The organism is Bacillus sp. FSL M8-0049 (genome assembly GCF_038593355.1).
Lineage (GTDB): Bacteria > Bacillota > Bacilli > Bacillales > Bacillaceae > Bacillus > Bacillus safensis.
This window is the reverse complement of the sequence record NZ_CP151986.1, coordinates 1,302,075-1,320,188: the sequence shown is the minus strand read 5'-3', so window position 1 is coordinate 1,320,188 and position 18,114 is coordinate 1,302,075. Positions and strand designations below refer to the sequence as shown.

The 18,114-nt window shown below is 40.6% G+C and carries 16 protein-coding genes and 1 pseudogene; 6 read left to right on the top strand and 11 right to left on the bottom strand.

The genetic code is table 11. From position 1 onward, the window contains the following. Positions 1 to 9: 9 nt before the first annotated feature. Positions 10 to 906 carry an EamA family transporter gene (locus NSU13_RS06735; RefSeq protein ID WP_342489956.1) on the bottom strand — a complete coding sequence of 299 codons (897 nt, stop codon included), beginning with the start codon at positions 904 to 906 and terminating at the stop codon, positions 10 to 12. A 113-nt stretch (positions 907 to 1,019) separates the two neighbouring features. On the opposite strand from NSU13_RS06735, the gene NSU13_RS06730 reads away from it, so the two are divergent. After that, complete coding sequence (locus NSU13_RS06730) at positions 1,020 to 1,937, top strand: AraC family transcriptional regulator (protein WP_098676849.1); 918 nt, start codon at positions 1,020 to 1,022, stop codon at positions 1,935 to 1,937. Between the two features lie 127 nt (positions 1,938 to 2,064). Here the strand turns inward: NSU13_RS06730 and NSU13_RS06725 are convergent, their stop codons facing one another. After that, entirely contained in the window at positions 2,065 to 2,241 is a 177-nt protein-coding gene (locus NSU13_RS06725; RefSeq protein WP_169737552.1) for a hypothetical protein, read from the bottom strand. 175 nt (positions 2,242 to 2,416) lie between these two features. On the opposite strand from NSU13_RS06725, the pseudogene NSU13_RS06720 reads away from it, so the two are divergent. Beyond that, a pseudogene (locus NSU13_RS06720) lies at positions 2,417 to 2,605 on the top strand (hypothetical protein); the annotation flags it as partial. Between the two features lie 136 nt (positions 2,606 to 2,741). Next, positions 2,742 to 3,203 carry a YkyB family protein gene (locus NSU13_RS06715; RefSeq protein ID WP_008356877.1) on the top strand — a complete coding sequence of 154 codons (462 nt, stop codon included), beginning with the start codon at positions 2,742 to 2,744 and terminating at the stop codon, positions 3,201 to 3,203. Between the two features lie 36 nt (positions 3,204 to 3,239). Here NSU13_RS06715 and NSU13_RS06710 read toward each other — a convergent pair whose 3' ends face one another. The 3 genes from NSU13_RS06710 to NSU13_RS06700 form a co-directional block, all read right to left on the bottom strand. Beyond that, on the bottom strand, positions 3,240 to 4,148 hold the full coding sequence (locus NSU13_RS06710; protein ID WP_024424709.1) for a chemotaxis protein: 909 nt from the start codon (positions 4,146 to 4,148) through the stop codon (positions 3,240 to 3,242). A gap of 73 nt (positions 4,149 to 4,221) precedes the next feature. Further along, positions 4,222 to 5,532: an MFS transporter gene (locus NSU13_RS06705; protein ID WP_342489955.1), complete on the bottom strand. Its 1,311-nt coding sequence runs from the start codon at positions 5,530 to 5,532 to the stop codon at positions 4,222 to 4,224. A gap of 125 nt (positions 5,533 to 5,657) precedes the next feature. Continuing rightward, positions 5,658 to 6,197, bottom strand: coding sequence for an RDD family protein (locus NSU13_RS06700; protein WP_024424707.1), 540 nt, complete (start codon positions 6,195 to 6,197; stop codon positions 5,658 to 5,660). A gap of 301 nt (positions 6,198 to 6,498) precedes the next feature. Between NSU13_RS06700 and NSU13_RS06695 the strand changes: the two genes are divergently transcribed. Beyond that, positions 6,499 to 6,651, top strand: coding sequence for a hypothetical protein (locus NSU13_RS06695; RefSeq protein WP_162842519.1), 153 nt, complete (start codon positions 6,499 to 6,501; stop codon positions 6,649 to 6,651). Between the two features lie 64 nt (positions 6,652 to 6,715). On the opposite strand, the gene NSU13_RS06690 is transcribed toward NSU13_RS06695, so the two are convergent. Next, on the bottom strand, positions 6,716 to 7,600 hold the full coding sequence (locus NSU13_RS06690; RefSeq protein ID WP_024424706.1) for a cation diffusion facilitator family transporter: 885 nt from the start codon (positions 7,598 to 7,600) through the stop codon (positions 6,716 to 6,718). Between the two features lie 293 nt (positions 7,601 to 7,893). On the opposite strand from NSU13_RS06690, the gene NSU13_RS06685 reads away from it, so the two are divergent. Continuing rightward, the gene (locus NSU13_RS06685; RefSeq protein ID WP_024426854.1) at positions 7,894 to 9,063 is read left to right on the top strand and encodes an aminotransferase A; all 1,170 of its coding nucleotides are present in this window, start codon (positions 7,894 to 7,896) and stop codon (positions 9,061 to 9,063) included. Positions 9,064 to 9,088: 25 nt separating this feature from the next. Here NSU13_RS06685 and NSU13_RS06680 read toward each other — a convergent pair whose 3' ends face one another. Both NSU13_RS06680 and NSU13_RS06675 read right to left on the bottom strand, forming a co-directional pair. Continuing rightward, positions 9,089 to 10,918, bottom strand: coding sequence for a PAS domain-containing sensor histidine kinase (locus NSU13_RS06680; RefSeq protein ID WP_034281571.1), 1,830 nt, complete (start codon positions 10,916 to 10,918; stop codon positions 9,089 to 9,091). 156 nt (positions 10,919 to 11,074) lie between these two features. Next, entirely contained in the window at positions 11,075 to 13,201 is a 2,127-nt protein-coding gene (locus tag NSU13_RS06675) for a penicillin-binding protein 2 (RefSeq protein ID WP_342489954.1), read from the bottom strand. A 337-nt stretch (positions 13,202 to 13,538) separates the two neighbouring features. On the opposite strand from NSU13_RS06675, the gene NSU13_RS06670 reads away from it, so the two are divergent. After that, positions 13,539 to 14,333 carry a CAP domain-containing protein gene (locus tag NSU13_RS06670; RefSeq protein WP_041116470.1) on the top strand — a complete coding sequence of 265 codons (795 nt, stop codon included), beginning with the start codon at positions 13,539 to 13,541 and terminating at the stop codon, positions 14,331 to 14,333. Positions 14,334 to 14,394: 61 nt separating this feature from the next. On the opposite strand, the gene NSU13_RS06665 is transcribed toward NSU13_RS06670, so the two are convergent. The 3 genes from NSU13_RS06665 to NSU13_RS06655 all read right to left on the bottom strand — a co-directional run bounded on the left by NSU13_RS06665 (position 14,395) and on the right by NSU13_RS06655 (position 18,101). Then, positions 14,395 to 15,267, bottom strand: a complete 873-nt coding sequence (locus NSU13_RS06665; RefSeq protein WP_098677364.1) for an NAD(P)-dependent oxidoreductase — start codon at positions 15,265 to 15,267, stop codon at positions 14,395 to 14,397. 13 nt (positions 15,268 to 15,280) lie between these two features. Further along, entirely contained in the window at positions 15,281 to 16,066 is a 786-nt protein-coding gene (locus tag NSU13_RS06660) for an SDR family oxidoreductase (RefSeq protein WP_024424700.1), read from the bottom strand. Between the two features lie 73 nt (positions 16,067 to 16,139). Next, on the bottom strand, positions 16,140 to 18,101 hold the full coding sequence (locus tag NSU13_RS06655) for a methyl-accepting chemotaxis protein (protein ID WP_125586297.1): 1,962 nt from the start codon (positions 18,099 to 18,101) through the stop codon (positions 16,140 to 16,142). Between the last annotated feature and the right edge of the window lie 13 nt (positions 18,102 to 18,114).

Sequence of the window (18,114 nt, the reverse complement as noted above, 5' to 3'; positions counted from 1 at the left end):
CCATCCCTCTCATTTTTTCGGCTGATACAATGCCAAGAATAAAATCATATAGACAATACAAGCTGTCCCTATCCATTGGAAAAGTCCGAATGGCTCTTTTAACCAGAAAACAGTCGTAACGACTGCTGCAAGGGGCTCGACACTTCCAATTAAGCTCGACTCTTTTGGTGATAAGTATTGCAAACTTTCTATGTAAAACCAAAAAGCGATCATCGTTCCAAATATGAACACAAATAATAAATAGACATACGCTTCAAAAGGTAAATGAGTGAGATTAACCTTCCAAGGAGGATGGATCAAGCTAAGGGCGCCTCCTCCTATCAGCATCGCCCAGCCGACAACCACTAGAGAATCGAATTGTTTTAACAGGCTGATTGGATATAACGTATAAAACGAGAGCGCCACAGCCGATAATATTCCCCACATCACTGCCGCAAATGGAACGGTTAATGTTGAAATAGAACCATTCGTCAATAAGAAAAACATGCCTGCTAAAGCCAATACCACTGTGACCAGATCTCTTCTAGTGAAGGTTGATTGCCTGCGAATGACCAAATACACGATAATCATAACAGGGGCAGTATACTGCAGCAGCGTTGCCACAGCAGCATTTCCATGTTGAATGGATGCCATATAAGTATATTGAACAGCCAGCATCCCCATGAGCCCAAATAGAAGGATTTGCATCACTGTCCTCTTCTTTTGCCACACACCCATCAGATGTGTTTTTTCTTTTGTCATCACATGAACAAATAAAAGCAATCCCCCTGAGATGAGCAGCCGGACCGTCACAAGCCAATTGACATCAATCCCATATTGCTGAAACAATTTTTGTGAAATCGTTCCTCCTACACCCCAGCAGATGGCGCCTATGAGTACAAGTAAAATGCCCTTTCTCCTATTCATTTTCATTCTCCTCAATTCTTAACAAATCATGATAATATAGTTGATAGTAGTTCACTTTGTTACATATTGATATATTAATTGAACATAAAAATAAAAGAATATTGAGGAGAATTATGCACAACCATCATTTTCTGATTGACTACAACCTGAAAGAATTAACGGAGCATTCCACGACAGCATGGCCTATTGCTCTTTATCATACGAAGATTCGTCATCATAGAAGCGGCTATATTCCTCTTCACTGGCATGACGAGTTTCAATTTGTCTTTATTTTAGAGGGTGAGGCTGAATTTCATATCAATGAAGAGACATTATATGTAAAGCAAGGAGATGGCATTTTCATCAATAGTGGCTGCCTGCACATGGCAAAAGATGCGAATGGGACGGCATGTACTTATGTTTGTTTAAATGTCTCTCCCTACTTCATCACAGCGAATGAATTATTCACCACTTTTGTCCATCCTTATATGCATGCGAGCCAGACAGCTTATATTTTACTCAACCAAAAAGATCACTGGCCTAAACATATTTATCAATGTATTCAAACCATTCAACAATTAATTGATGAAACTCCAGTCTATTATGAACTTGAACTCAATATTCAGCTCATCACCATTTGGAAAAGCTTATTACAAAATGGCTTCCAAATGAAACATGATGCGCGTAAACACGATAAAAATGAACGGATGAAACACATGCTGAATTGGATTCATCAGCATTATCATGAAAAGATCCTTCTCCAAGATATTGCTCGTGCAGGACAGCTTAGCCGCTCAGAATGCTGCAGATCCTTCAAAGACATTTTAAAGAAATCACCTATGCATTATGTAAATGAATATAGAATTCAGCAAAGCCTCATCCTGCTTCAAGAAACGGATCTCACTATCACAGAAATCGCTTACCAAGTAGGTTTCAACAGCACAAGCTATTTTATCAATTTGTTTAAAAGAATAAAAAATACGACACCTTTAGCATATAGAAAATTAAAACAGCTGGATCTTCTCCAGATAAAACAGGTAGAGGAAAACTGATGGCAGATAGCTTGTTTGCTAAAATGTAGAAGGTGATTTAGACCCATTATGAATGGCAATTGTAAATACAAGCGATGAGAATGGCTTAATTTTCAATGCCCTCGACGAATGCAGATTAGGGCATTTTTTATTGCTGTTTTTGTTCTTTTAGTTTCTTGAAAATCACAAATTGATATACTCCAAATAATACGGTTAGGATCATAATTGCTGTAAATAATTGATCGACTGGAAGCAAGAAATATACGACAATAAAAGATAAAAGCAAAACAAAATAACCTATATTGAACGCTTTTTTGAATGTCATGATATTACCTCCTTTTTACAATCATATCACGTTTTAACTAACCGTATAACCAGGTTTCTCCAGTTAAAGCCCCTATCCATTTATGGACAAAAGCTTTACTTGTTTTAACACTTTTCGAGACTGTTCCTCTGACATCTCCTTTATGCTGTCAATCTGTTATCGATAACCGTAATCTAAAAAATTTACCGTTCACAGTTTACGACTTACTCATGCGACTATACTGATAAGCAAAAGAATACCAGTCAAATTCATAGCTGATCGTCTTGGGAACAACCCTCAAATGATTAATGATATATATAGCCATACCTTTGAAGAATTAGGCTATGAATTTATAATTTGGGGGATGTTTTTGGGGGGATTCTAAAACACAAAATTTTCAACCCTCCCTAATCCCTTTATACCAAAGGTTTTCTTTTTACAATAACTCTATTTGCAATTTACTAATAAAAACGTATAATTTATACTAAGCACAGGAAGACGAAAGACAAAGGAGAGAAAAAATGGACGATTATGCTCATACTAAAGACATAGAACCTACAGCAGAAAACATCGCAAAAGCCATTTATACTGTTAACCGCCATGCTAAAACCGCACCAAACCCCAAGTTTCTTTATCTTTTGAAAAAACGCGCGCTGCAAAAACTATTGCAAGAAGGTAAAGGAAGAAAAGTGGGCCTACATTTCTCTAACAATCCCAAGTATAGTCAACAACAGTCCGACGTGCTGATTGAAATTGGAGATTATTATTTTCACCTGCCACCAACGAAAGAAGACTTCGAATTTTTGCCACACTTAGGAAATTTAAATCAATCATATCGCAATCCGAAAGCGAATATGTCATTAAACCGAGCAAAGCAAATACTTCAAACGTATGTCGGTTTAAAAGAAAAACCTGCCGCCACAAAACAAAAATCACATTACACAAAGCCCGTCTTCAAACGTCTCGGGGAAAGTTATTTTTAAACAGAAAAAACCACTCATACCGAGTGGTTTTTTAGTTTAGATAATAAAATGATCGACTTTTTCAATCAGCTGATGAATTTCTGGTTTACTGATTTGATCATCTGCCCCGATCGTTTCCCCTTTATGACGCAAATCTTCAGTGATTAACGAAGAGAAAATAAGAATCGGAATGGAATTTGTTAAAGGATTGTCCTTCAGCAGTTTTGTTAGCCGGTGGCCATCCATTTTAGGCATTTCAATATCCGTAATAATCATATCAATTTCTTCTGTGACACTGATTCCTTTGCTGACAAGGTCCATGACATGATCATATGCCTGTTTGCCATCTTCAAAGGTCACAATGTTTTTATAGCCTGCTTCGGTTAATTCATTTGTTAATAAACGCATGAGAAGCGGAGAATCTTCAACGACATACAGTTTCTTCCCTGTTCTTCTCTCGTCTTTCTCACCGTCAAACATATGATACGTATCAACACCAGAAGCGGATTCAATATCATAAATGATTTTTTCGTAATCTGGAAGGAAAATCATTTTTTCATCAAGCTTAATGATGCCCGTTAAATGACGGTCCATCCCTTGATTGAGTGCAGTCGGCTTCTCAATCTCTTCCCAGCTGACGCGGTGAATTTGTGATACCGTTCCTGTATGGAACACAAATTTCCGTTGGTTGAATTCAGTCACAATATATTTCTCTTGTTCTGACTGATCTGACTCGACATTAAAAAAGGAAAATAGATTGATGACTGGTAAAATCTCGCCTCGTAAACTAATCATCCCTTCTACATCTTGGTGAGAGTGCGGTACAACCGTCACCTCAACCGGCTGAATGATTTCTCTTACTTTCATGACGTTAATGCCAAATTGATTTGCACCAATTTCAAACTTCACAATTTCCAATTCATTGGTACCAGAGTCAAGTAAAATTTCTTGTTTGTTTAAAGCCACGGAAATCCCTCTATTCTTCAATATAAGATTGTACTTTTTATATCGGCAGCATAGGTAAAAAGTTGACGTTTCTTTACGCTTTCTCTCGAACGAATTGATGAATCACAAGTCCTATCGCTGCAAGGATGAGCAAAGACCCTAGTGCAAGGCGGCTTGCGAGATTTCCGTGCTCTGCAAACAGCAGGGTAACTGAGCCATAAATGATCGGCCCGATAATGGAAGATACCTTCCCTGAGAATGCAAAGAGGCCAAAAAACTGTCCTCGCTTTTCCTTCGGTGTCAGTTCAATAATCAAGATTCGTGATGCCCCCCAGCTTGCGCCAAGTGAAATCCCGAATAAACTGCCCGCTATCCAGAAGACCCATTCGGTTGCCGCTGTCACAGCCAGAATGAGCGCCACAATTAAAATGACATACACGACTGTAATCGATCGCTTTGCCCCTATCGCTTTTGTGATATATCCAAACAGAAAGGAGCCAATGATACTTGAAATGGTCGACACAAGATAGAGCAAAATAAATTGCCCAGCGGTAAAGCCAATGATGATTTTGGCATAAACAGCCATCATCGCAATCGCTGTTTGTAAAGCATCATTCATAAAAAAGAAAGCAATCATAAAGATAAAAGCTGGCTTGTACTTTTTCATCTCTTTAAACGTGTGAATAATCTCTTTATACCCGCTGAAAAAAGACGCCTTTTTCTCTTGCTGAGGCAGCGGATGAGGATCTTTTACAAAAAAGAGAAAGGGTAGAAAAAAGAGAAGGAATAAAAGAGCTGTCGGAATAAATGCTTCATGAAACTGGTCATTGCCGACAAGTAAATAAACAGAGAGGCCGACAAGTGTTCCTAAATAGCCAACAGCGATACCAAATCCTGAAATAAGCGGGATGTCTTCCTTTGTCCCAAGATCGGGCAAAATGGTGTCATAGAAAACAAGACTAGAATGATAAAAAAACTTTGCGATCACAAACAAGGTGACCACGACCAATAAAGAAACAGGCAGCCCAAACCATTCACTTGAGAAATCAATCCCAGCAAAAATCCCCATCAAAAGCGTACAAGCAATACATATGAACGTAAACACCGTAATGTAGCGTTTCTTTTTCCCTGTACGATCAATCAGCACTCCGTATAAAGGTGTAAAAATGACGAGAAAAAAGCTGGCTAGTGCGTTTGCATAAGAAATAAAGGTGCTGGCGATCTGGTCCATTCTCGCACTGTCCCCGATCGTTTCCTGCAAGTAAAATGGGAAGAAAATGGTGATCATATTTGATGAAAAGATCGTATTTGCAAAATCATACAACGCCCAGGCCAGCACAGGTGCTGTCATAAACAGCCCAAAGCCTGCCCCTTTTTTCTGTGCGGTCTTTTTTCCTGTTCTCAATCGATTGTCTCCCTTCCCTGCCTCATTTTTCACTATCATTCTATTTTATGTGCTGTTTCCCTCTTCCATACGAGCGATCTATGAAAAAAAGCACCTCTTACCATATAGCAGAGGTGCTTTTTTCATTATTTCTTCACAACAATGGTACTTGCAATCAAATCGTGAAGTGCTTGTTTTTTTTCTGTGAAGAAAGCAATGATATAGCCAATATATAAGATCGGAGACAAAAAGCCTTTTGCAAAGAAGCGGCCAGTTGCACGGCCAAATGTGACCTTTTCGCCTGTGACTTTTGTTACTTTGATGCCGAGAGCCATCTTTCCAAGTGTTCCTTGCAATTTTGATGATTCCATGATGGCGTAATAAAGCCATGTCACCACGGTACCCATCAAGATTGCCCCTATATAGAAAAAGATCAGTCCCATAATAGCTTCCCACTCCTCATCCGTTATGACGGTTGAAGAATAGTAATAACTGTCGTCATCCATCATCATTGCTGCCTCTGGGCTTGAGATAAAAAAGACTGACGCCAAAATAAACATGATAAATGCAATTGGTACACCGATAATGATACCGTCCAAAAGGTGTGCAAGAAAACGATAGCCTACACCTGCTAGCTCAGGATGCTTCTTTTCTTGAATGTGTGGTTCTGTTATGTTGGTTTCCATCCTATTTCTCCTTTATTATGTATGTTTTCTATAAATTTCTTATAATCATTCGTTATTATATCCTATGAATATAGCAAGATCAATGGAGCTTTACACTTTTACATACATTTTAGATCAGTTTGATCTAAGCGATTTATGTGAATAAATACTGAAAATTTGTGAAAAACATGGCACTTCTAGTTCTTTTACCTCCTGATTTTTTAACATTTTGTGATATTTTCGTCTTGTTTCCATTCTTCTGTTGACAATGATTCTTCAAATGGTACAATAGTCAAGGATTTTTTAAAGAAAGGTGTTCATGATGGGAACTGTCGTATTATTAAAGAACAACGAAATGACTGTAATTGAAGATATTTGCGAGGCTGATTTTTTAGATATGAAGCATGGTTTGTCAAATGATGACACAGCTTATATCTCTTGGTATGAAGACTACGATACTGCTTATGGATATTGATTTCATTTCATAGATGAAGCGTAAAAAAAGGCGATACAACCTGAGAATAGGTTGATCGCCTTTTTTACGTTTGTGCGCTTCTTTCACTTTCAGGTTCCACATGAATAAAGATTTGTGCATGCGGAAATTCCAGCTGAATCTTCTCTTCAATTCGATCACATAATTGGTGCACATCTTCAATCGTTGTCTTTCCATCTACAATCAAATGAAAATCAATATATTCCTCGGCACCAGACCGCCTTGTTCGAAAGTCATGATATTCAATAAATTCTTGACTAAATCCTTGAATGATCGCTTCGATTGATTGTTCTTCCTCTGGTGTTAACCGAGCATCAACAAGCGGCGGGAAGGCTTCCTTCATGAGTTTAAACGCTTCACGCATAATAAAGAGAGCCAGAACCATTCCAATGATCGGATCTAGGAAATACCAGTCGGTTAATGCCACAAGCAATAAACTAAATGCCACCCCTAATGACGTAAACACATCCGTTAAAAGATGCAGTGCATTTGATTTCATGGCAACTGAATGTACTCGCTCAGCCTCTTTGTTCACAACCCTCGATACAACAAAATTGATGAGCGCGCCTAGCAGCATGACCACAATGCCAAGCACAGGCAGCTTGACTGGCTCTGGATGCATTAATTTGTGAACACATTCGTATATAATCCAAATGCCAGCAACGAAAATCAGCAGTGTCTCAATCGTTCCAGAAATATTTTCGACTTTTCCATGTCCATAAGGATGTTTAGAATCTGCTGGCTTTCTTGAAATACGAACAGAAATAAATGCAATAAACGATGCCATTAAATCGAGAAACGAATGAATGGCTTCTGATAAAACCGCGACAGATCCGGTTAATAAACCCACAATGATTTTTAAGATGACAACAAATGTGTTGCTCAGCACGGATAGAAACGCGATTTTCGATGTCTTCGCTGATTGTTCCATCTATCGTCCTCCTTTAGGAGATCGTATGTCTATGAAAGCAATTCCCATGACCCTGATTCTCACGTTCTTTCAGTTTACGCAGTTTTGCCGTTTTCTAATCATCTTCATCACAGCCTGTATTTTCTCTTGAGGTTACGCTATAATAAATGTTGCTCTTTCTTTAATATATCACTCATGCGGTGATGGATAGGAGAATAGACTACATATAACGATATCCAGTGCCTTTCGCAGGTGACATTTATGCAGTGAATGGTAAAATAGGATAAAAACATAAATTTTTAAGGTGATGAGAAATGGAGCATTTGCTGAATCCAAGAGTAAAGGATATTGAAATTTCAGGCATTCGAACATTTTCAAATCTCGTATCGTCATATGAAGATGTCGTTTCATTGACGATAGGCCAGCCCGATTTTTATACGCCGCATCATGTCAAAACAGCTGCCAAAGCAGCCATTGACGAGAATTTCACCTCATACACTCACAATGCTGGTTTCCTAGAGCTAAGACAAGCGATCCAGCATTATATCAAGAAGAAAGTGAATCTTGATTATGATGCAGAGTCAGAAATCATTGTGACGACAGGTGCAAGTCAAGCAATTGATGCTGCGTTTCGAACCATTTTAACAGAAGGCGATGAGGTCATTTTACCTGGACCTGTATACCCCGGATATGAACCGATCATTCGAATGTGCGGTGCCATGCCCGTACATATTGACACAACGAATGCCGGCTTTAAATTGAATGCCAAGCTGATTGAGGATGCGCTAACGGAAAAGACAAAGTGTGTGGTTCTTCCTTACCCTTCAAACCCGACTGGTGTCACGCTTTCAGAAGAAGAATTGAAAGAAATTGCCCAGCTCCTTGAAGGAAAAGACATCTTTATTTTATCCGATGAAATCTACAGCGAGCTGACATTTGACCGGCCGCATCATTCAATTGCCTCTTTCTTAAAAGAACAGACCATTGTCATCAATGGACTGTCTAAATCTCATAGCATGACTGGATGGAGAATTGGATTTTTATTTGCTTCAGCTCCAATTGCTAAACATGTATTAAAAGTACATCAATATAACGTGTCTTGTGCCTCGGCTGTCTCACAAAAGGCGGCACTTGAAGCTGTGACAAATGGTGTAGATGATGCACTGATCATGAGAGAGCAATATAAGAAAAGACTCGATTATGTATATGATCGGCTCATTTCTATGGGGCTTCCGGTAATTAAACCTTCTGGCGCTTTTTATATTTTTCCATCCATTGAATCGTTTGGGATGAGTTCCTTTGATTTTTGCATGGAGCTGTTAGAAAGTACAAGACTTGCGGTCGTACCAGGCTCAGCCTTCTCTCCACTCGGCGAAGGGTACGTGCGCCTGTCTTATGCTTATTCACTTGAAACGCTGAAAGAAGGACTTGACCGGCTAGAACAATTTGTACTTGAAAAACGTTCCATTCATTCGCTAGATTGAAACAACGGCTCTCTTGCCGTTGTTTTTATTTTGCAGGAAACATGATGTGAAATACGGTGCCCTTTTCAGGCTGACTATCCACACGGATCGTCCCGTTATGATTTTCTAAAATATTAAATGTGACCATGAGGCCAAGTCCGGTTCCTTTTTCCTTTGTGGTTAAAAAGGGCTCTCCAATCCGCTTCATCACCGATTCAGGAATGCCAACCCCTTCATCACGAATGGTGACAAGTATTCCATCACCTTCTGCTTTGGCTGTGATGTCTACCTTTCCTCCGTCCGGCATGGATTCTACGGCATTTTTGATTAAATTGATAAACACTTGCTTGAGCTGATTTTGATCCCCGTTCATCAGGAGACCTTCCTCTATCTCACTTGTGTTCATTAAAATGCCATTTAAGTTCGCTTGTGTTTCTAACAAGGCTGTGACTTCGCTGATGATTTTTTTCAAATCAAGCGTCTGCATTGAGGACGTTTGCTGCGGTTTCGCCAGCATTAGCAGCTCACTCAAGATAATTTCTATTCGGCTCAGCTCAGAGAAAACAATCTCGAAGTATTGATCGCGGTCTTTTGTTTTCGGTTTAATGAGCTGTAAAAAGCCTTTGATGGCGGTCAATGGATTTCTGATTTCATGTGCAATGCCAGCCGCCAATTGACCTGCGATCGATAATTTTTCTGAGCGGAGCATGAGCTCTTCTGTCTGTTTACGTTCGGAGATATCTCTTAAAATAATTTGAACCGCTGTTTCTCCAAAAAATGTAGTTGGGATACAGACCATTTCTGTATAAATCAGCTTATGTTTAAACGTATGACAGCTCATTGTGACAATCTCAGAATCTGATGCTCTTTCAATAATACGTGATAAGCTCTTTTTGACCTTCTGCTGATCACAGGAATGAATTTGATGAAAGATATCCTTTCCTATTAATTTATCGTAATGCTCGGCTTCAAATAATTTAATGCCAGACTCATTCATAAACACCCATTTGTGATCATGGATGACCGCAATCGTATCAATGGAGTTTTGAATGAGCAGCTGATACCTCTCCCGGCTTTTTTGAAGAACGGTTTGGAATTTTTTACGGGATGAGATGTCCACGAGCAGTAAAAGCTCTGCCCGCTGATTTTGATAAATCGTCGGTGATGACTTTACCTCAATATGAATACTGCTCCCATCTTGACGCTTCCATATCTGTTCAATCATTCCGACTGGAAGGCCTTGCTGCAGCCTTGTTATTCGGCTTCTGACAATGTCATGGTACTCTTCAGCAATAAAATCAAACGCGGACTTGCCGATCATGTCATCTCTTGCACTTACCCCCATTAATTGCAGCATCGCATCATTCGCATACACAATTTTCCCTAAAGTCGTAATACATAACGGATTTGGCAGCATGGCAATCAATTGTTCAGCTTCACCGACATTTTGGAAAGCCGGCAGACTGCCTAACGACTGTTCTGCTACTTTTGATGTTGTTTGAAATGCTGCTTTTTGGGGCTCAGTATCCAGCACCCTCATTTTCAGGATCATTTCTCTACTTACTTCGCTACCTAACCCATCACAAGCAACAAAATCAATGCTTGCTTCGATCCATACAGCTGTCAGATCACTTCTTAGCAGTCTAAAGTGGCAAACCTCTAGCATGTGCTGATTGTAAAAATAACTTTCGACGAGAAATTGATCTTCGGTATGAACAAAGTCTTTCAAAAAACACCCTAGTAAATCCTTTTGTTCATAGAGCAAAAGCTGCTTACAGTTGGAAGAAATGTAGAGAAAGCGGCCATTAGAAGAAAGAACGGCATGTAAATCGATGTTCGAATACAATTGATTCGAATCTTTCATTTGTTGTTCCATCGTCGTCCGACCCTCCTTTTCATTTTTTAGGGTTGTCCTTAGATTGATGTATAAAAAAGATTCGCTAGAAAACCCGTATTTTCCTTCTGTCATCGAGGGAAACGTCCATAAATTCAGCAAAAAGGGAGCACTTTCTGCTGCTGTGCTCCCTGCGGTTTATTGTTTTTCATATTTCTTTTGCAATTCAACGTACTTATCCACAATTTTACTTGGGATGTTTTTGATGACAGGATCTTTATCTGAAACATAAGGTGTCACGACACTAAAGGCTACCTCTGGATTAGAAGAAGGATAATATCCTCCAAAGGTTAAGTTGTATGTTGAATTTCCCCACCAGCTGCGGTTGGCGCCATAGTAGAAGGTTTGTGCTGTACCCGTTTTTCCTGCGACATCATGCTGACCAAACCGGCCAGCGGCAGTTCCGCCTGTTGATGTGACCATTTTCAGTCCCGTTTTTACGCGGTCAATATCTGCTTTCGAGTTGTTAATCGTATTCAGCACCTTCGGCTCATATTTTTTTACGACTGGGCCTACTTCATCATTCTTCGTTGGAAGATGAACACTTTTCACTACTCTTGGCTGAATACGGCTGCCTCCATTGGCGATCGTCGACATGTATTGCGCCACTTGAAGCGGTGTATACGTGTCATACTGACCAATTGCTTCATCAAGCAAGAGTCCGCCGACCGTCTTAGGATGCGTCTGCATCCCGCTTGATTCCTGCGGCAGATCGATCCCCGTTTTCACGCCAAGACCGAATTGCGCATAGTAGTTTCTCATTTTTTGTAAGTGCTCAGGCCTTGCAGGTAACGGACCATCCTTTTGATAGGTGATGCCCGCCATTCTCATCGCTACTTGGAACATGTAGACGTTGGAACTTTTTTGGAGTGCTTGAATGTCGTTAACCCATCCAAGAACTTTGTAAGACTGTTTCGGCTTTCCATTACTCCCTGCAAAATAGAGCGGTGTATCCATATAGGCTTGGTTGTGTGACATCCCGTCCTGATAACCGCCAAGTACTGTGGCTCCTTTGACAACAGAGCCCATTTCGTACTGGGTCGTAAATGTTCCGATCGCATAATCTGTGACGTCTCTGCCGTCCATTTTCTTGCCTGACATGGCGAGAACATCCCCTGTGTGAGGGTCCATCATGACGACAAAGGCACGATCCATCATATAGTTTCTCGCGCTGGCGGATCTAAGCTCTGATTCAACGATTTTGTCGACTTCCTTTTGCAGCTCCATATCAAATGTCAGCGCAAGATCAAGTCCTCTTCGTCCTTCTGTCCGCTTGATTTCATCGAGCAGCTTCCCGCCAACCTGTGTATATTGAACGGTCGCTTTCTCTGGGTTTAGAAAATCCTCGTATTGATATTCTAAATAGCTCTTCCCTACCCGGTCATTTCGCGAGTAGCCTCTTGCCATATAGTAATCTTCACGCTCTTTAATGATTCCTTGCTCTGGTGTAGTCACACCGCCAAGTACATTATAAAGGGTCTTTTCATACGGATATTTTCTTGTCCAGTCGTTGATGACGTTCACACCAGGCAGTTCATCAAGATGCTCTGAGACAAGTGAAATTTCTTCATATGTCAGGCTTACGGATGAAGTTTGTTTTGATTCTTTCGTTTCATCGAGTAAAGCCACTTTTTCGTCCCCTTTTTTCTCTTCGTTTGGGTTCATTGCCTTCACGATTTGGGGCTCAAAGGCATATCCGCCTGTAAATCTACGGTAGATCGCTGCAACAGCTTTTTCCTCTGCATCCTTTTCGATCGCTTTGACTTCTTTCTTTGGGACACGCTCTACTTGAAGCGGATAGACATCCTTTGCATCGATATCTTTTTTCTCCGCTTTTGAAATGAGTTTATCCGCTTCTTTCGGATGGCTCGCCAGCCAAAAATCTCGAATGTCACGCTCTCTCAAAAAATCAGTATCCATTTTTATATAAGTCGCAAGTTTTCTTGCTACCTTAATCTTATCCTCCGCTTTCACACCGCTTTCTGATGTATAAACGATGGCAGGTACACTTTCGTTATCAACGACGACTCTTCCTCTCGCGTCATACATTTTTCCTCTTGGAGACGGGTATGATGCTGTTTTGACCTCTGTTCGGTTGGCTTGCTTTTTATAATCTTCACCATTGACGATTTGCAGCACACCAAGCTTGATCACAAGTCCAGCAAATAAACTAAATACAGCGAAGAAAAAGAGATTAATTCTCCAGGCGTTCCGGCGCTTGATTTTTTTTTGCTCGGCAGCACCTTGATGCTGTTTATCTCCCACTTATGTAGCTCCTCTCATCCTTTTCAATCTTTTACAATTACCACTCATTATTGTAACACTTTTGTAATAGTTGTTACAGCGAAACGAGTGAAAAAAAGCTGTCAATCCCTAATCTGCAAAAAAATATACTAACACTTTAAAATATTGGTATGTTTATGTCGTTTTCTTTAAATGGAAGAATTCCCTATCCTTTGATATGAAGCGGCTCTTACGATGACTTTAACAAAAATGACAAACTTGCATTGTCAATGGAGGATGCTGGTACGTTTATAACAAAAAGTCCATGTTATGATTTTTTGTGAGAAAACAAAACAAAGATTTTAGGAGGAGTTACAATATGAAGAAGAAATCATTCTTTTTTTCAGCGCTGACAGCTGCTGCACTCATCACATTCACTGGAGGACATTCAGCTGATGCGAAGGAGCTTAACCTGAAACAAGTAATAAATGTACAGCATCAAGCCATTGATCTTCATACACTAGCAGCAAAATTACATATCTCTTCAGATGTAAACAAGCTAAGCAAGTCGAATCAAAAAGAGATCGAAGCTCTATTAAACAAACTGATCAAAAGCGGTCAACCTGTTACAGGAACAAAAGTAGTGAAAGAAGTAAACAAAGCAAAACAAGAACAAAAACAAGAATCAGTGAAAAAACCAACTGCTTCTAAACCAAGCACTCCAGCAAAAGAAAACACAAGCAGCAACACAAAAGCTGACCAAAAAGACACAACCGCATCAAAAGCAGACAGCAGCTTAAATGCATTTGAAAAAGAAGTGGTTGAGCTTACAAATAAAGAGCGTGCAAAACAAGGCTTAAAGGCCCTTTCTGTTGATTCTAAATTAAGTAAATCTGCTCGCGCAAAATCTCAAGATATGAAAGATAAAAACTATTTCTCTCATACAAGCCCAACTTATGGATCTCCATTTGATCAAATGAAGCAATTCGGTATCACTTATAAATCAGCAGGTGAAAACATTGCCCAAGGTCAAAAATCTCCTCAAGAAGTTGTGACAGCATGGATGAACAGTGAAGGCCACAGAGCGAACATTTTAAACAAAAGCTACACACATATCGGTGTTGGTTATGTGAAATCTGGCAACTACTGGACGCAGCAATTCATCGGAAAATAATATCAAAAAAACCTGTCCCTATTTGGGACAGGTTTTTAGTTTGTTTTGAGGGTGCTGCAAACTATTTGACCCATAATTTATAGATGCTCTGGGTCCCGCTGTTTTCTTCGCCCTGTTCGCTCAGCTTTTCATAAAGGGACTTCGCAAGTGAGAGCCCTGGCATTTCTTCCCCCATCAGCTCTGCTTCTTCAAGTGCAATGCCCATATCTTTGATAAAATGCTTCACATAAAACCCTGGCTCGAAATCGCCTTTCAGCATTCTTGGTGCAAGGTTTGACAAAGACCAGCTGCCGGCTGCACCTGTTGTGATGCTTTTGAGCACCTGCTCTGGATCAAGCCCTGATTTTTCGGCATAGGCCATTGCCTCTGCGACACCGACCATTCCCGCTGCAATGGCAATTTGGTTACACATTTTTGTATGCTGACCGCTTCCTGCCGGTCCTTGATATTGAATGTTTTCACCCATTTGCTCAAATAGCGGCAGACAGGCTTCATAGGCTGACCTTTCTCCGCCGATCATAATGGCCAGCGTGCCATTTTTGGCTCCTATGTCTCCGCCTGATACAGGTGCATCTAATGTAAATATACCTCTTTCCTTCGCTTTCAACTCAATTTCTTTTGCAAGCTGAGGCTTCGATGTCGTCATATCAATGAGATATGTACCTGGCGCGGCATGTGCCACAAGCCCATCTTCACCTAAATAGATCTCTTCTACATCAGATGGATATCCCACCATTGTAATGACGGCATCTGCACTTTCTGCAATCTCCTTTACTGCCGGCTTCCATGATGCGCCTTTTTGAATCAATGCGTCTGCTTTTGCTTTCGTTCTTGTATAAACGATCACTTCATAGCCTGCATCCATTAAATGTCCTGCCATACTGCGACCCATTACACCGATTCCTATAAAACCAACTGTTTTGATTTTTGCCATCACTTGTTCCTCCTTAAAGAGACTTTGTCAATCCACCATCAATGATCAGTGTTTGACCTGTCATATATGTATTGGCTTCTGATAAAAGAAACACTGCATATGCTGCAAATTCCTCTGGCTGGCCGTAACGGCCAAGCGGGATCGCTCGTTCAGCCTGTGCTTTGATTTCTTCAACCGTTCGATTCTCTCTTTGTGCACGGTGCTTTTCCAGCTGTTTCACACGGTCTGTTTCAATTTTTCCCGGTGCTAACGTATTGATCAAAATACCATCCTTTGCAAACTCCAGAGCGGCTGTTTTTGTCCAGCCGGCTATGGCCGGTCTAAATGTATTCGACAGCATCAAGCCCGGGATCGGTTCTTTCACTGACATTGACGCAATATTTAACACACGTGCGCCGCGTTTTTTCAAATAAGGCAATGCCTCTTTTAATAATCGAATATAGCTGAGTAAATGAAGCTGAAATGATTCGATCCAATCTTCATCTGTTAAGGTGTCGAGCGTTCCTGTTTTAGGCCCGCCTGTATTGTTCACAAGAATGTCTAGACACTTCTCATCACCAGCCGCCGCTTGAACAAGCGCCTTGATTTGCCCGGCGTCAGATACATCACATACTTGATAAGTCAGCTGTCCTTTGACAAGCGGAGACAGCTCGTTGACTGTTTCTTTCAGCTTCTGTTCATGTCTTCCCGAGAGCATCACATCTGCTCCCTCTTTTGCTAGAGCAAAGGCAATCGCTTTTCCGATACCTTGACTGCTTGCAGCTACCAATGCTTTTTTTCCAGTTAGATTGACATCCATGTCAACACCCCCTCTAGTTTATTTTATCATACAAAAAGAACCTTGCTCACATCACAAGGTTCCTTTCCGCTCATTACACCTTAAATCGGTCAACCGCCTGACGCAGTGCCTGGCTTGATTCGTTCAGCATTTCAGTTGAGGTTTTCGTTCTTTCTAACACTTGAACTTGTTCATCTGTAGACGCATGCACTTCCTCAGCTGAGGCAGCAGATTCTTCTGAAATGGCAGCAATACTTTGAATGGAGTCACTCATCTTCTGCTGTTCTTCTGTCATTTCATTAATCTGTGTATGAATGCTGTCGATTGAACCGACAAGTGCCTGCATTTCCATTGTGATGCTGCTGAGTGCCTCACCTGTTGCATTGATGGCGGCACCTTGTTCCTCATTCATTTTACTTGCTGTTGTCATCGCTTCAGCCGCCTTCTTCGATTCATCTTGAATGAGTTTGACGGTTTCACTAATGTGTTTTGTTGACTGCGCAGATTGTTCAGCAAGCTTTCTCACTTCTTCTGCTACTACAGCAAATCCTCGTCCGCTTTCTCCTGCTCTCGCTGCTTCAATGCTTGCATTCAGTGCAAGTAAATTCGTTTGATCCGAGATTTCAGAGATGGCGGTCACGACATTTTCAATATTTTTCGTTTTATGCTCAAGGTCTAGCAGCATTTGCTCAACCTTTTTCGATTCTTCACTCGCTTGTGTTGATTTTTGGACGAGCAAACCAAGTGCGTCAAGCCCTTTATAGCTTGCATCTTCAGATGATTTTGAGTTGGTTTGCATTTGCGTGGCAAGCTCACCCATATGGCGCACTTTCTCATACAAATACTCTGATTTTTCATTAATCGTTTCTGCATCTGATGCCTGCTTAGTCGCTCCTGTTGCCACCTCTTGAATGGCCGTTGCAATCTGTTCGCTAGACAGCAAAGTCTCATTTGAAATGTGGGTCACTTCATCCGCTGATTTCACAACTTGATCTGAAGCCCCTTTCACTTTTTCAATTAACTCCCTGATATCCTCGGTCATTTGATTAATGCTTTTCGTGAGGGAACCAATTTCATCTTGGGATTTCACTGCAAGCGTACTTGTTAAATCGCCTTCTGACACCTTACGCACATGCTCTATTAGACGCTTGATTGGCGTTGTAATGCTTCTTGCCAATAAGAAGCTGAGGATCATCGCAAGAATAATGGCAATGACGGAAATAATGATGCTTGTCTGATTCATTTGTTCTGTGATCCAAAGCAGTTTCTTTTTCTCAAAGCTGACACCAATCGTCCAATCAGCTTCTTTGATTTTAGATATGACCGTCAGTTCTTTTCTGTCATCAATACCTGAATTGTCGATCGCTTTTTTCACAGAAGCTACTTTTGATATGTTTTTTCCTTGCTCTGTTGGATGTGCTAAAATGGTTCCTTTGCCGTCAACTAAGAAAGCGGTACCCATATAAGGAATCTTTTGTTCCTTTATATAAGATTGAATGGAGGATAATTTCAAATCAAGTCCAGCGACCCCAACGACCTTTCCGTTTCTGACAATCGCCTTTGTGGCTGAGACGACCATTTCATTTGTTGCTTTATCGATATATGGATCAGTCCAAATGACTTCGTCAGGCTTTTCAGCTGATTGGATAAACCAATCTCGTTTAGATGGGTCATACCCTTCACCAAAATCGGACTCTGGGAAGGCGAACATTTTGCCGTCACTTGTTCCAATATAGGCAAGTGAAATAAGTTCATCCTGCTCCTGCAAGCCTTTTAGTTCATCGTTTTCGAAGACTAATGTTTGTTTTGTTTGTTTTTGCGCAAAATCTTCAGTAAGTGTACTAGTTGCCAGTTTATTAATTGTATCACTGTAATTATCAAGCTTTTGTGCAATGATGTCTCTCATGCTCTCTGCCGTTGCTGCTGTGGTGGTTTTTGCATCTCGTTCAATAAGTGGTGTTAATACTATGTTAGAACCCACTTGAACGGCCACGACGGTTAAAATTAAAATAACTGAGATGAAAACAGCTATTCTCACTTGAAGTTTCTTAAACATCTCATCACCCCTA

Bases quoted from the DNA above. Each gene is read 5' to 3' on its own strand.
- NSU13_RS06735 (WP_342489956.1), bottom strand. From the start codon at position 906: ATGAATAGGAGAAAGGGCATTTTACTTGTACTCATAGGCGCCATCTGC.
- NSU13_RS06730 (WP_098676849.1), top strand. From the start codon at position 1,020: ATGCACAACCATCATTTTCTGATTGACTACAACCTGAAAGAATTAACG.
- NSU13_RS06725 (WP_169737552.1), bottom strand. From the start codon at position 2,241: ATGACATTCAAAAAAGCGTTCAATATAGGTTATTTTGTTTTGCTTTTA.
- NSU13_RS06715 (WP_008356877.1), top strand. From the start codon at position 2,742: ATGGACGATTATGCTCATACTAAAGACATAGAACCTACAGCAGAAAAC.
- NSU13_RS06700 (WP_024424707.1), bottom strand. From the start codon at position 6,197: ATGGAAACCAACATAACAGAACCACACATTCAAGAAAAGAAGCATCCT.
- NSU13_RS06695 (WP_162842519.1), top strand. From the start codon at position 6,499: ATGGGAACTGTCGTATTATTAAAGAACAACGAAATGACTGTAATTGAA.
- NSU13_RS06690 (WP_024424706.1), bottom strand. From the start codon at position 7,600: ATGGAACAATCAGCGAAGACATCGAAAATCGCGTTTCTATCCGTGCTG.
- NSU13_RS06685 (WP_024426854.1), top strand. From the start codon at position 7,894: ATGGAGCATTTGCTGAATCCAAGAGTAAAGGATATTGAAATTTCAGGC.
- NSU13_RS06680 (WP_034281571.1), bottom strand. From the start codon at position 10,918: ATGGAACAACAAATGAAAGATTCGAATCAATTGTATTCGAACATCGAT.
- NSU13_RS06670 (WP_041116470.1), top strand. From the start codon at position 13,539: ATGAAGAAGAAATCATTCTTTTTTTCAGCGCTGACAGCTGCTGCACTC.
- NSU13_RS06665 (WP_098677364.1), bottom strand. From the start codon at position 15,267: ATGGCAAAAATCAAAACAGTTGGTTTTATAGGAATCGGTGTAATGGGT.
- NSU13_RS06660 (WP_024424700.1), bottom strand. From the start codon at position 16,066: ATGGATGTCAATCTAACTGGAAAAAAAGCATTGGTAGCTGCAAGCAGT.
- NSU13_RS06655 (WP_125586297.1), bottom strand. From the start codon at position 18,101: ATGTTTAAGAAACTTCAAGTGAGAATAGCTGTTTTCATCTCAGTTATT.